The 12,750-nt window shown below is 55.0% G+C and carries 12 protein-coding genes; all 12 read right to left on the reverse strand.

All coding sequences use genetic code 11. The features are described 5' to 3' along the window. Nucleotides 1-187 precede the first annotated feature (187 nt). Nucleotides 188-1,366: a lipid-A-disaccharide synthase gene (lpxB, locus tag ACO6TI_RS21825; RefSeq protein ID WP_422383375.1), complete on the reverse strand. Its 1,179-nt coding sequence runs from the start codon at nucleotides 1,364-1,366 to the stop codon at nucleotides 188-190. Further along, nucleotides 1,363-2,247 carry a UDP-2,3-diacylglucosamine diphosphatase LpxI domain-containing protein gene (locus ACO6TI_RS21830; protein WP_196880158.1) on the reverse strand — a complete coding sequence of 295 codons (885 nt, stop codon included), beginning with the start codon at nucleotides 2,245-2,247 and terminating at the stop codon, nucleotides 1,363-1,365. The genes lpxB and ACO6TI_RS21830 overlap by 4 nt, the downstream gene beginning before the upstream one ends. Nucleotides 2,248-2,251: 4 nt before the next feature. Further along, the gene (gene lpxA / locus ACO6TI_RS21835; RefSeq protein WP_422383376.1) at nucleotides 2,252-3,049 is read right to left on the reverse strand and encodes an acyl-ACP--UDP-N-acetylglucosamine O-acyltransferase; all 798 of its coding nucleotides are present in this window, start codon (nucleotides 3,047-3,049) and stop codon (nucleotides 2,252-2,254) included. Between the two features lie 6 nt (nucleotides 3,050-3,055). Then, nucleotides 3,056-3,520, reverse strand: coding sequence for a 3-hydroxyacyl-ACP dehydratase FabZ (gene fabZ / locus ACO6TI_RS21840; protein WP_029063429.1), 465 nt, complete (start codon nucleotides 3,518-3,520; stop codon nucleotides 3,056-3,058). Nucleotides 3,521-3,571: 51 nt separating this feature from the next. Then, a complete protein-coding gene (gene lpxD, locus ACO6TI_RS21845) occupies nucleotides 3,572-4,609 on the reverse strand; it encodes a UDP-3-O-(3-hydroxymyristoyl)glucosamine N-acyltransferase (protein ID WP_350184194.1) in 1,038 nt (345 codons plus the stop codon). Between the two features lie 80 nt (nucleotides 4,610-4,689). Then, nucleotides 4,690-7,071 (reverse strand): outer membrane protein assembly factor BamA, encoded by a 2,382-nt coding sequence (gene bamA / locus ACO6TI_RS21850; protein WP_196880159.1) that lies wholly within the window; start codon nucleotides 7,069-7,071, stop codon nucleotides 4,690-4,692. A gap of 162 nt (nucleotides 7,072-7,233) precedes the next feature. Further along, nucleotides 7,234-8,376, reverse strand: coding sequence for an RIP metalloprotease RseP (rseP, locus tag ACO6TI_RS21855; RefSeq protein ID WP_055121184.1), 1,143 nt, complete (start codon nucleotides 8,374-8,376; stop codon nucleotides 7,234-7,236). Between the two features lie 100 nt (nucleotides 8,377-8,476). After that, nucleotides 8,477-9,688 carry a 1-deoxy-D-xylulose-5-phosphate reductoisomerase gene (gene dxr, locus ACO6TI_RS21860; RefSeq protein WP_422383377.1) on the reverse strand — a complete coding sequence of 404 codons (1,212 nt, stop codon included), beginning with the start codon at nucleotides 9,686-9,688 and terminating at the stop codon, nucleotides 8,477-8,479. A gap of 15 nt (nucleotides 9,689-9,703) precedes the next feature. Continuing rightward, nucleotides 9,704-10,546 (reverse strand): phosphatidate cytidylyltransferase, encoded by an 843-nt coding sequence (locus ACO6TI_RS21865; protein ID WP_422383378.1) that lies wholly within the window; start codon nucleotides 10,544-10,546, stop codon nucleotides 9,704-9,706. 15 nt (nucleotides 10,547-10,561) lie between these two features. Then, nucleotides 10,562-11,323, reverse strand: coding sequence for an isoprenyl transferase (locus tag ACO6TI_RS21870; RefSeq protein WP_196894732.1), 762 nt, complete (start codon nucleotides 11,321-11,323; stop codon nucleotides 10,562-10,564). 32 nt (nucleotides 11,324-11,355) lie between these two features. Continuing rightward, nucleotides 11,356-11,919: a ribosome recycling factor gene (gene frr, locus ACO6TI_RS21875; RefSeq protein WP_029063422.1), complete on the reverse strand. Its 564-nt coding sequence runs from the start codon at nucleotides 11,917-11,919 to the stop codon at nucleotides 11,356-11,358. A gap of 110 nt (nucleotides 11,920-12,029) precedes the next feature. After that, nucleotides 12,030-12,749, reverse strand: a complete 720-nt coding sequence (gene pyrH / locus ACO6TI_RS21880; protein ID WP_029063421.1) for a UMP kinase — start codon at nucleotides 12,747-12,749, stop codon at nucleotides 12,030-12,032. Between the last annotated feature and the right edge of the window lies 1 nt (nucleotide 12,750).

Here is a 12,750-nt window from a genome sequence, read left to right on the forward strand (position 1 = left end):
CCGTTCCCTGATCCATTCAACCGCGCTGCGATCTACCTGGTCGAAGACCGGTAGAACCGAGATACGCGCCCTGCCGGTCGGGAACCGGGTTGGTGGAGGCAGGCATCCATTGCATTGATTGGTTTTCGCGCAATTTTGCTGCGCCGCTGCCGCTCGTGCAGAACCGGAAACTGAACCGTGTCTGCTCTCAAGTTCTCATTGTGCGAATGACGATCTCAGCAGCTGTGTCGCTTTGACTGTGCCCATCCGGCAGCCGCATGAGATCATCCAGGCGCGAAAGTTCCGCCAGCTGCAAATTGCGCTCAGGGCCGTCTTGCAGCAATTCTTTCAGATGGCCGGCAAGAACGGCCGGCACGACCTCTTCGTCAAGAAATTGTGGAATTGCCTTCTTTCCAAGGATGATATTCGGCAGCACGAAATTATCCACTTTGGCCAGCTTGAAAACACGATTGAGTTCCTTGAGCCTGCGGAAAAACCAATCGACCTTGTAGGCCACGACCATCGGCACGCCAGACAGTGCCAGTTCAAGCGAGACAGTTCCGGACGCCGCAAGTCCGGCATGCGCCCTTCGGAAAGCGGCCTGTTTTGCCTGCGGACCTGTCACGATCTCAGGCTTGCATTGCCAGTCGGCGACACCGTCCCGGATCCTGCTCTCAAGATGTCCGACCGCTGGAAGCAACACTTCGAGCCCCGGAACGTCCCTCTTCACAAGCGCAACAGTCTCACCAAATACGCCCAGCAATCGGTCAACTTCGCTGCGCCGACTGCCCGGCAACACGACCAGAACGCTCTTGCCTGCGCTCAACGCTGTTCGTTCCTCACCTGATGGTCGAAGATCAGCAATATTTTCGCTCAGAGGATGACCGACATAGTGAGTGGGAGGGCCACCGAGTTTCCTGTGTTCACCGGGTTCAAATGGCAAAAGAGCGAGTAACTCGTCTACATAAGCGCTCATTTTCTTTGCCCTGCCCGGCCGCCAGGCCCAGACGGACGGAGAAACATATCCGACGATGGGAATGTGCGGAGCGCGTTTTCTGACCCGCCTGGCAACACTGTGAGTAAAGTCCGGGCTATCGATTATCACCAGCACGGAGGGATTGGAGGCAACAATTGCATCAACCGTCTGGTACACGCGCCGGACGATCAAGGGCAAGCGTGCCAGCACCGCGCTGATCCCCATGACCGACACGTCCGACATGTTGAAGAAGCTTGTCAACCCGAGCCTCAGCATGCGTTCACCGCCAACGCCGCAATACCGTGCGCTGCCGTCCAGCCTCCCGTTCAAAGCCCTCATCAGCTCGGATCCGAGTTGATCTCCCGACTCCTCTCCGGCAACCAGGCAGATTGTCGGTAAGCTGACGCTCACTTGCCTGCCTCTTCGGCTTCACTGGAACCGTCAATCCCGATCAGGAACAACCCTTCGGAATCGGCTTTTTTCAACGTTTCTTCCTTGTTGGAAATCAGAGCGCCATACGCCTCGACGGCAATTCCGCAAAGCCCTGCCGACACGGCAAGCTCGATCGTTTTTGGTCCTATAGTCGGCAGATCAACACGCAAATCCTGACCAGGCTTTGCTGTTTTTACGAGAACCCCCGAACGGCCCTTGTTTCTTACCCGGCCGCTGTTCTTCAAGTCCGCACACCGCACAAGCATTGCATCTGTGCCTTCAGCACCTTCGAGCGCAATGACCCGTCCACCAACGGCAACTGCCGCTTGTCCGATATCCAGTTCGCCTAGTTTTTCGGTCGCCTTGAGGGCAAGTTCAAGGTCGTGCCAATCTTTCGATTTCGGTTGGACATTTCCGAGGACCCCGCTCGATGCCAATAGCTGCGGCACAACGTCCTTGATACCCACGACACGAAACCCTTCCTTTTCAAAAAGACGAATGACCTTGGTCAACAGACTGTCGTCCCCGCCAGTGAGTGCGCGAAAAATCGACGGCAAGCGCCTGAACGTACCAAAGTCTCCGAATATCGAGGTAAAGTCGGGTCTGCGTGTCACGCCACCAATCAGCAGCACGTCATCACACCCGTTGTTCTTCAGAAAGTTGTAAAGGCGTCCGACTTCACCCCAGCCAAGTATGACCCCTGCCATATGTCTTGTCGCGGCGTCCGCCTCGCCTTTTATCGCCACAACTTCAAATTCCCGCCCATCACTTGCGAGAGCGTCAGCGATTTGTCCAGGCAAACTGCCGTTTCCCGCAATCAGGGCAAGGCGTCCAATCTGTTCTTCGACCGGGTTGGCCATCGCATCAGTCTTCAGTACGCGGTGTACAGAACCGCCGATCTTCCTTTTCCAGGATAAAATCCGTCACCGTTTTGACAAGGGGCTGATCTGAACTCTCGGCGGCAAGTGTTTCCGCTCTGCTGCGAAGCGTGCCTTCATCGCTCTCAAACAGCGCTCGATAGGCTGCGCGGAGCGCATGTATCTGATCGCGGGGCAGGCCTTTGCGCTTCAGGCCCACCAGATTGAGGCCGGCAAGCCGTGCTCTGTCACCAATCACCGAACCATAGGGAATGACGTCGAATTCAACCCCCGTCATGCCGCCGACAATTGCGCCCGTGCCGATGCGCGACCATTGGCGGACCGCACTCAGCCCGCCCAGAATGACAAAATCGTCCAGTTCAACATGCCCAGCCAAGGTAGCATTGTTTGCGAGAATGGCATGATTGCCGACCTGACAGTCGTGCCCGACATGGGAGCCCATCATGAACAGGCAATTGTCGCCGACTGTTGTCACGCCACCGCCGCCTTCAGTGCCCGGGCTCATTGTCACATGTTCCCGGATCTGGTTGCTCGACCCGACTTCAAGTCTCGTCACTTCACCGGAGTACTTCAGATCCTGTGGCTTGTGTCCAATACTCGCGAATGGAAAAATATGGGTATTCGATCCGATGCTTGTGTGACCGGCAACGGCAACATGAGCTTCAAGAATTACGCCATCCGCAAGTTTGACGTTCGGTCCGACAATTGAATATGGACCGATGCGAGCACCCTCGCCGATCACGGCCCCGTCTTCAACGATGGCCGTTGGATGTATATCTGTCATTTGTCCTCACGCATCTACCAGCATGGCGCTGACTTCTGCTTCTGCAACCTTTGTTCCGTTCACCTGGGCGACGGCGTCGAACTTCCAGATATTGGAGCGTTGCTTGATTTTCTTGACGTGAAAATAAACCTGATCACCCGGCTCTACAGGTTTGCGAAATTTTGCTTTGTCGATAGTCAGAAAATACACCAGTTGCGGAGGAGCGTCGGCACCCCTGGCATGGACGCAAAGCGCTCCCGCCGTCTGTGCCATCGCCTCGATCAGCAACACGCCTGGAAATACGGGTCTTTCAGGAAAGTGACCGGTGAAATGCGGTTCGTTGATTGTGACGTTTTTTATTCCAATGCAACTGTTATCCCCATCCATCTCGATGATCTTGTCGATAAGCAGGAAAGGATACCGGTGTGGCAGAAGCTTCATGATTGTCATGATGTCTGCACTGGCAAGCGTCTGTTTTTCTGCGTCTTCCATGAAGTGCCCCTTGGCGGATTGACTCCGTAAAGTTCTATTTCATCGGCCCGTTTACGACTCGTCGCCGCGTTCTGCAAGTTTTCTAACAGCCGCGACTTCCCTGAACCACTGTTTGACCGGTTTTGCGGGAGTCCCGCCGTAGCGGCCGCCGGCTGCCAGATCGTCGTTTACAACACTTACAGCGGCCACCTGAGCACCCATCCCGATTGTTATGTGCCCACGAACACCGGTTTTGCCGCCAATGGCGACGAAGTCTTCCAGCGTGCAACTCCCGGACAGCCCCACTTGAGAGACGAGAACGCAATGGCGCCCGACAACCACGTTGTGACCAATCTGTACCTGGTTGTCGATCTTCGTTCCCTCGCCAATCACGGTGTCCCGATTGGCTCCGCGGTCGATCGTGGTATTCGCACCGATTTCAACATCGTCTTGTATGATAACGCGTCCGACCTGAGGAACTTTCAGGTGTCCCTGTGGTCCCATCGCGTAACCGAAGCCATCCTGACCGCTGCAAACACCGGGATGGAGACAGACACGGTTTCCCAAAACGGTGTGCTGGACCGTGCAATTCGCCCCGATGACACAGTCGCGGCCGATCTTGACACCCCGCCCGATAACAGCGTTCGCCCGAATTACGGTGCCCGACCCGATTTCAACATCGGCACCTATGACAGCACCCGGTTCAACGGTGACATTTTCTTCAAGAATTGCGGCAGGATCAACAACTGCACGTTCGGAAACACCTGATATCAAGGGATCCTTGGGCGTCATGGCAGCCGGGTACAGATGTGCCAGAACCATGGCCCAGGATCGGTAGGCTTCCGAGCAGACCAAAACGGCGACACCTTCCGGGACTTTCTCCCTGTGCCGCTTTCCGACTAAACAGGCTGCGGCACCTGTTGCTTCGAGCTGGTTCAGGTAGGCCGTGTTATCGAAGAACACCAAGGCCCCGGCACCGGCATCTTCCAGCGGCGCAACTTCCGAAATCTCGAGCGATTCATCTCCCCGATAAATCTCCGCATCCGCCCAGGCGGCGACCGTTTTCAGGGAAACGGAAGCTGGTAGTTCAAAAAACCTCGGCTCGGACATGATGTCATCCTTGTTACCAGCCAACAAAAAAGGCCGCCGTAGAGACCCGGCGGCCGTTTTCTACCGTAAAAGACCGCAGTTTAGAAGCGGGTACCGCCGCTCAATCGGAACAACTGCGTCTTGTCTGAGTCTTCCTTTACGAGCGGATATGCAAAGTCCGCGCGGATTGGACCGAATGGCGATCTCCAACGAATACCGGCACCTACGGATGCCCTGACGGAGAAATCGTCAGAGTCGATCGTGCCACCGTTGTTTTCAACGAGACCCACCAGATCGCTGTCGGCGTTCCAGAGAGAACCTGCATCAGCAAACACGGCTCCGCTCAAACCGAATTCCTTCGGTAGGACCGGGAACGGGAAGGTTCCCTCGGCGGTTGCTGCAAAGTAGAACCTGCCGCCGATTGCATCATCTGTTGAGGCATCCCGCGGCCCGATGCCCTGGTTCTCAAAACCACGGACCAGGTTACCACCAAGCATGAACTGTTCCGACACGCGCAGACGCTCGTCGCCGATGGCCATGATGTTACCACCGCGAAGCTGCAGGCTGCCGACGAGCCCATAATCAGCAAGGATTTCCTTGTAAGCGCGGGCCTGGGCTTCTGTTTTGATGTAATAGCTGTCGCCACCAACACCTGCAAATTCCTGACCGAATGAGGCAAATATGCCGTCGGAGGGATCGATGTTGCGGTCGAGCGTATTGTAGCGCAGATCGTAGCCGACAAGCGACGTCAGATAGGTACCAAGCGAGTCACAGACGGCGAGAGACAGATTTGACGTGTTACAGTTGTTGATGCTCGTAGACTGGTTATCCGGATCGGAGTTCTCTTCCTGGAAGATGCTATAGAACAAACGAAGCGAAAGTTCTTCTTCGCGCAGCGGCAAGGTAAAGCCAAACCCACCGCCGGTTCTTTTCTGGTCAAACGATCGATAGTCGTTCGCATCGTCGACTCTTCTATAGACATCAAGATCCAGTGCAACGCGGCGCCCCATGAAGAAAGGCTCAACGAAGCGGAATTCGTAGGACTGCGTGTCCGTGCCTCCACCGATGGAAAGCTTCACGAACTGCCCCCGGCCGAGGAAGTTCTTTTCGGTGAGCGACACGTCACCGATAATACCGTCAACGGTCGAATACCCAACACCGAACGAGATTTCACCGGTCGGCTTCTCTTCCACCCGCACGTTGACGACAACGCGGTCCGGCGCACTGCCCTGCTGCGTCGTGATCGAGATGTTTTCGAAAAATCCGAGATTGCGAAGTCTGCGTTCTGCCTTGTCAACCAGTGCACGATTGAAGGCGTCGCCTTCGACAATATCAAATTCGCGACGAATGACGTATTCACGCGTCCGGTCGTTGCCGATGATGTTGATACGCTCGATATAGGCCCGTGGCCCTTCCTCGATGTAATAGATCAACGAAATTGTATTGTCGTCATAGTTGCGTGCACCACGAGGACGAACCCTTGCGAACGCATACCCCTCTTCCGACACGCGCAGCGTAATGTCTTCAACGGACTGCTCGACACGCAGGGAGTTGAAGGTCTGTCCGCTACGCGTCCGTACCAGTTTGCGCAGATCTTCCGGATCCACCTCGGCAATCGTCGAAACGAGTTCCACTTCACCGATCTTGTACTTTTCGCCCTCGTCGACTGTAAACGTGACGTAGAAAATATTCTGCTCACGATCGAGATCGGCGCTCACGGAAACAATACGGAAATCGGCATAGCCTTTTTTGTTGTAGTACTGCCTCAGCAGCTCCTCATCGGCAGCCAGACGATCAGGGTCGTAGGTATCGGTGCTGCGAAGGAAGCTCAACAGGCCGCTTTCGCGTGTGCGGATCACGTCACGAAGACGACCATCGCTGAACGCGCTGTTTCCGATGAAACTGATACGCTCGACGCCGGTTTTGGACCCTTCGTTGATCTCGAACACCAGATCGACACGATTCTGTCCGCGATCAATGATCTGCGGCTCAACGGACGCACCAAAGCGACCGGAGCGACGGTAGGATTCTAGAATATTCTGGACGTCTGCCTGAACCTTGGCACGTGAAAGTGTTGACCTCGGCTGAGAACGGATTGCCGTTTCGAGCGCATTGTCCTTGATTTTCCGGTTACCCTCAAAGGAAACCCGGTTGATAATCGGGTTTTCGGAAACCGTCACAATGACAGTGCTGCCACGCGGGGTGATATCAACCGTGGCAAACAAACCCGTCGCGTAGAGGGCTTTCAGAGACTCATCAATGTCGAACGCACTGTAAGAGCGCCCCGGGACAATCGTCATGTAACTGATGACTGTCTCATCCTCGATACGGGTATTGCCTTGCACCTGAATGCTTCTGGCGACGGCTGCTTCTGCAACATTTACAAAAGATAGTTGCCCCACAAACTGAGGCAGAACCGACCCGATTGAAAATACGGCTGCCGCAAGAAACACGGCCCGTGTAAGTTTCTGCAATCGCTGCATTATTGCGCTATGCCTTTTTTTAGTACCCCATCCAAGAAATCGCGCTCACCCCAGCGGATTCTCGGAACCGACGATCGTTTTATAGGTTTTTGCCGATAACGCAACAGCCGTTCGAGGCCGAAAGCGATTTAGTCTGAAGACGTTGCGTCAATGTCACGGCTGCTAGGAATCGTTTGATACGAGACGCAAAATATCCCTCCAGGTTACAAAAACCATCAGCATAAGTACCAAGCCCAATCCGATCCTGAATCCGACATCCTGAACGCGCTCACTGAGCGGCTTGCCACGCAAGGCTTCAGCGGCAAAAAAGACCAGGTGCCCGCCATCAAGAATTGGTATCGGGGCCAGATTTATAAGTCCGATACTGACCGACAGGACCGCTGCAAGCGAAATCAGCGGAATAATTCCGTGGTCCGCAACTTTTCCCGAAATCTCCGCCACCCGGATCGGTCCTCCGAGCTGGTCGGCTGACTGACGCTGAGTGATAACACCCCAGATGTAACTGACTGTGCCGTCCATTATCCGGTAGGTTTCCTTGACGCCTTCGCCGAGAGCCCCGATCGGACCATACTTGATATGAATGATGTTCTCGGGATCGGCATTGCCACGCAAACCGATGTCACCTGCCATCTGCCGTTCACCGAAGAAGACTTCCTTTTCCTTGGCATCGGGCGTTACCGTCAAGCTCACGAGCTTTCCGCCACGGTCCACTTCGAAAACAAGCGGATTGTTCGCGTTCATCAGAACGATCTGCCGCAGTTCTCCGAAAGTGTGGATCTCTCGCCCGTCGATTTCTTTGACGATATCTCCGGCATGAATACCGCCGCGCTCTGCAGCGCCGTCCGGAAAGACCTCGTCGACGACAGGAACAAGACCCTGTTTACCCGCGGATGCAAACAGAGCTGCAAAAATTACGATGGCAAGCAGAAAATTGGCAATCGGGCCGGCAGCAACAATTGCTGCCCGCTGCCAGACAGCTTTCGCGATGAAAGCCGTTTTTCTCTCTTCCTCACTCATGCTTGCAATGAGTTCCCGACTGGGGACACTGGCCGCATTTTCGTCACCGGCAAATTTCACGTACCCGCCCAAGGGGATCATGCATAGTTTCCAGCGCGTACCCTTCTTGTCATACCACCCGAAAATTTCCTTGCCGAACCCCACTGCAAATGCATCAACCTTCACGTTGCACCAGCGTGCAACCGCGAAATGCCCAAGCTCATGGAAAAAAACCACAATTGTCAAAACGAACAGGAAGGGAACGATCGTGCCGACAACGAGGGAATAAGCAGAAACTAGTAGATCCATGAAGGGGTCCGATCTGACGCAACTTGGCAATTATCGCACCACTCTATTAATAAGAGAATTACGGCGCGTTAATGGTAGGACACATTATTTTCCCGCCGCATCAATGCGATGACGGGATCGAATTCACCCATTCTAGGGTCTTTTGCCGAGCTTCAACATCCAGTTTGATCACGTCTTCAACACTTTTTGAAACCGAAAGATGACCGCTTGCCGACAGCTGTTTCAATACAGCTTCTATTGCCTGTGGGATATCAAGAAAGCCGATCTTCTTGCAAAGAAACGCCTCAACCGCAATTTCGTCGGCCGCATTCAACGCAGCAGGGGCTGCACCGCCTGCCCTCATGGCATCCAAAGCAAGTTGCAGCGCGGGAAACCGTTCGGGATCGGCGGGTTCAAAGGATAATGTTCCTAGGCTGGCAAGATCCAGGCGTTTGACCGGCACTGCCATGCGCCGCGGAAATGCCAGGCAATGGGCAATCGGAGTGCGCATGTCCGGGCTGCCGAGTTGAGCGAGAAGCGATCCGTCTTTGTATTGGACCAGGCCATGCACCGTCGATTGAGGATGAACAAGCACATCCAGCTGATCATGCGATACCGGAAAGAGATGTGAAGCCTCAATCACCTCCAGGCCTTTGTTCATCATTGATGCACTGTCGACCGTGATGCGTGCGCCCATGTCCCAGTTTGGGTGGTTGAGTGCCTGCTCGGGCGTGATCCGGGTCATGTCGTCATGCGACCACGTCCTGAAGGGGCCGCCCGACGCAGTCAGTATGACTTTTTCGACCTGATCTGCCTGTTCCGTTTCAAAAACCTGAAATATCGCGTTGTGTTCACTGTCCACCGGCAGGAGTTCTGAACCGGTTTCACGGATACGGGACATGAAGAGCTCGCCTGCACATACAAGACACTCCTTGTTGGCAAGCGCAATTCTTCTGCCTGGCTTAATGGCGCGGAAAGTCGGCTCCAGCCCCGCAGCGCCGACAATCGCCCCGACCACTATGTCGGTTTCCCTGTCCACTGCTTCAAACACTGCATTTCGACCGGCTGACGCAGCAATACCCCGTCCGCTCAGCTTCTCAACCAGTTCCAGGTACCGTCCCTCTTCTGCAAGAACGGCAGACGACGCCTTGAGCCGAATTGCCATCTCGGCAAGTGCTTCGGCATTCTTGTTTGCAACAAGTGCAACGACTTCAAAACGGTGAGGATTTCGTTCAATCAGGTCTGCCAGACTTTGGCCGATTGACCCCGTTGCACCCAGCACTGTTACCCTGACAGGTCCAGACACACCCATCTTTTCGGCCTGAGCCGTCATTGATTATTCTCCAACTCAACCAAGCCCCAGGCCGGCAACTGGATCCGAGAGCGAGCCGCCTGACACCAGTCCGATAGCAACTGCAAAGATTGCTGCTGCGACCAAACCGTCAATTCTGTCCATGATCCCGCCGTGACCGGGGATCAGACGACTTGAATCCTTCACGTCAAAGCGCCGCTTTATGGCAGACTCCAGCAAATCCCCCGCCTGCGATACAATCGACAACACACCGGCCAGAGCCGCCCAGGCAAGCAGGCTTTGAGACCCGGCAGCAAGAGCAACGCCCGTTCCGAACAAGGTTGCGCATATCAACCCTCCGAGAGCGCCTGACCACGTCTTCTTGGGAGACACTCGTTGCCACAGTTTGGGTCCGCCGAGCGCGCGACCGGTAAAATAGGCAAAGATGTCGGTCGCCCATACGACAAACATCAGGAAGAAGGTGAAAAGTGTACCGTGGGTGCCATCTCTGATGACAAGCAGCGAATAGAGCGCCAGTCCGCTGTAAAGCACGCCTTCCGCACCCCAGCGACCAGCCCGGCCAAGACCGGCGGCGGCAAAAGTCGCGATTGCGCCTGCCAGCATCGCAAGCAGCGCAAATCCGGGCATGCCTGCAAGCTCCAGCCCGGCAAGCAAGACAAGCGTGGCAAGGCCGACTACCGGAACGGCGAACGTCTCGCGAGTTCCTGTAATGGTGATCCATTCCCAAAGAAACAGCGCTGCAGCGACAAGTACAAGCAGGACGTAGGCTGCTCCCCCGAGATAAACGACAAACAGCACAAGGGGTCCGAGGATCACTGCCGAAATCAGGCGCAACCGAAGATCCGACGACGTATTCTGTTTCTTTTCAATGTCAGCCATCAGGCAGGCCGCAAGTCATAAGGCCTTGGCATCCAGACCGCCATATCGCCGTTGACGATTGCCAAAGCATGAAAGCGCCTCGTCAAACGCGGCCTCATCAAAATCAGGCCAGTTCAGATCACAGAAATAGAACTCGGAATAAGCTGCTTGCCACAACAGGAAATTTGAAAGGCGTAACTCACCGCTCGTTCGGATAATCAGATCCGGGTCTGGCAGCCCACCAGTGTCCAGGCTTTGTGAGAAGGCCGCTTCGGTAATCTCTTCCAAACGTATGTCACCATCCTGAACACGTTGTGCAAGATGCTGGGCGGCCCGCAGGATTTCGGCTCTGGAGCCGTAGTTAAACGCAACAACCAGCTCCAGACCGGAATTGCGGCGCGTCAATTCCTCCGCTTCTTCAAGCAGAGACAGGATGCCCGGGTCCAGATCGCTCCTGCCCCCAATGATGCGTATGCGGACATTTGCTTCGTGCAATTCACTCAGGTCGCGTTGCACGAAACGTTTCAAGAGCCCCATCAGGAAGGAAACTTCGGTCGCCGGACGATTCCAGTTTTCAGACGAAAAGCTGTAGATCGTGATGATCTCCACACCAACCTTGCCCGCATGACGGATGATACTGCGCAAGGTTTCGAGTCCCTGGCGGTGACCTTCCGTTCTCGGCAGCCCTCTTGCGGTGGCCCAACGTCCGTTGCCGTCCATTATGAAGGCAACGTGTTTCGGCATCTTGCCGCTGGAGCTATCTTCGACAGGTCTTTGCGGATGTGGGCTGACGCTCATCGGCTCCCCCAATTCACTGGTTCAAGAAACACTCAGACCTGTGAAATTTCCTGTTCTTTCTTCTCCAGCATGGTGTCCACTTCACCAATCATCTGATCGGTGAGTTTTTGGACTTCCTCCGAGGCGACCCGACTGTCATCCTGAGAAATCTCGCCGTCCTTTTCAGCCTTTTTTGCGTCATCCATTCCATCACGCCTCACGTGGCGGATAGCGACTTTCGCCTGTTCGGCATACTTGTGCGCCACCTTGATAAGTTCATGGCGACGTTCCTCATTAAGCTCTGGAATGGGAAGACGAAGAAGCTGTCCATCGACGACAGGATTGAGGCCGAGATTCGATTCGCGGATAGCCCTTTCGACGGCAGCAACCATGCTCTTGTCCCAGACTTGCACCGCCACCATGCGCGGTTCGGGAACAGACACTGTTGCGACCTGATTGATCGGCATTGCCTGACCGTAAGCATCGACGGAGATCGGATCCATCATGGACGCTGAGGCGCGGCCGGTACGAAGGCCGGAAAAATCTGTCTTCAGTACAGAAAGAGCCCCTTGCATACGGCGCTTCAAATCATCCAGATCGACACCTTCTACCGACATTTTGTCCTCACTATTGATTTGTGCTTGGCTAAATAGAGTCTCAGCGCGCGCCAACATGGCACAAACGCGCTGAAACACAAGAGCTTGAAGGCTGAACGGGCCTAAAAGTTTCAGTCTCCAACGACTGTATAAGTGCCCGTTTCCTGCAGCACACTCACCAACGCACCAGGCGAGTGGATTGAAAACACGATAACCGGAATTGAATTGTCACGCGCCAGGGCGATCGCCGTCGTATCCATGACTTTCAGATTGCGTGTGATGACTTCTTCATAACCGAGGGTCTGGTACCGTTCCGCTTCGGGATTGACCTTGGGGTCTTCGGAATAGACCCCATCCACCTGTGTACCTTTCAAAAAGGCATCGCACTTCATTTCGGCAGCGCGCAGGGCAGCACCGCTATCGGTCGTAAAGAAGGGATTTCCTGTCCCTCCGGCGAAGATAATGACATCTCCGTCTTCCATGTAGCGATCGGCGACACGCTGGGAAAAGGTTTCGCAGATCGAAGGCACAGCGACGGCGGACAGAACACGCGCATTGACCTTCAGACGGCGAAGGGCATCCGCCAGCGTCAGGCTGTTCATGATAGTTGCAAGCATGCCCATATGGTCGCCTGTGACCCGGTTGCCGCCCTTTGCAGCAACCGCGACGCCGCGGAAAATGTTGCCGCCGCCGACGACGACACCGACCTGTGCTCCAAGAGCGACGGCATCGGCAATCTCCTTGGCGATCCTTTGCACAATGGCCGGGTCAATTCCAAAAGCCTGCGAGCCCATGAGGGCCTCGCCGGAAAGTTTCAGAAGGATCCGTTTCCAACGCAAAGAATTCGACATG

The organism is Roseibium album (genome assembly GCF_965233825.1).
In the GTDB taxonomy this organism is placed as follows: Bacteria; Pseudomonadota; Alphaproteobacteria; order Rhizobiales; family Stappiaceae; genus Roseibium; species Roseibium album.

Coding starts and splice junctions, on each gene's coding strand:
- lpxD (WP_350184194.1), bottom strand. CDS start 4,609: ATGTCCGAGCCGAGGTTTTTTGAACTACCAGCTTCCGTTTCCCTGAAA.
- ACO6TI_RS21830 (WP_196880158.1), bottom strand. CDS start 2,247: ATGGCCAACCCGGTCGAAGAACAGATTGGACGCCTTGCCCTGATTGCG.
- ACO6TI_RS21865 (WP_422383378.1), bottom strand. CDS start 10,546: ATGGCTGACATTGAAAAGAAACAGAATACGTCGTCGGATCTTCGGTTG.
- pyrH (WP_029063421.1), bottom strand. CDS start 12,749: ATGTCGAATTCTTTGCGTTGGAAACGGATCCTTCTGAAACTTTCCGGC.
- frr (WP_029063422.1), bottom strand. CDS start 11,919: ATGTCGGTAGAAGGTGTCGATCTGGATGATTTGAAGCGCCGTATGCAA.
- rseP (WP_055121184.1), bottom strand. CDS start 8,376: ATGGATCTACTAGTTTCTGCTTATTCCCTCGTTGTCGGCACGATCGTT.
- ACO6TI_RS21870 (WP_196894732.1), bottom strand. CDS start 11,323: ATGAGCGTCAGCCCACATCCGCAAAGACCTGTCGAAGATAGCTCCAGC.
- bamA (WP_196880159.1), bottom strand. CDS start 7,071: ATGCAGCGATTGCAGAAACTTACACGGGCCGTGTTTCTTGCGGCAGCC.
- dxr (WP_422383377.1), bottom strand. CDS start 9,688: ATGACGGCTCAGGCCGAAAAGATGGGTGTGTCTGGACCTGTCAGGGTA.
- fabZ (WP_029063429.1), bottom strand. CDS start 3,520: ATGGAAGACGCAGAAAAACAGACGCTTGCCAGTGCAGACATCATGACA.
- lpxA (WP_422383376.1), bottom strand. CDS start 3,049: ATGACAGATATACATCCAACGGCCATCGTTGAAGACGGGGCCGTGATC.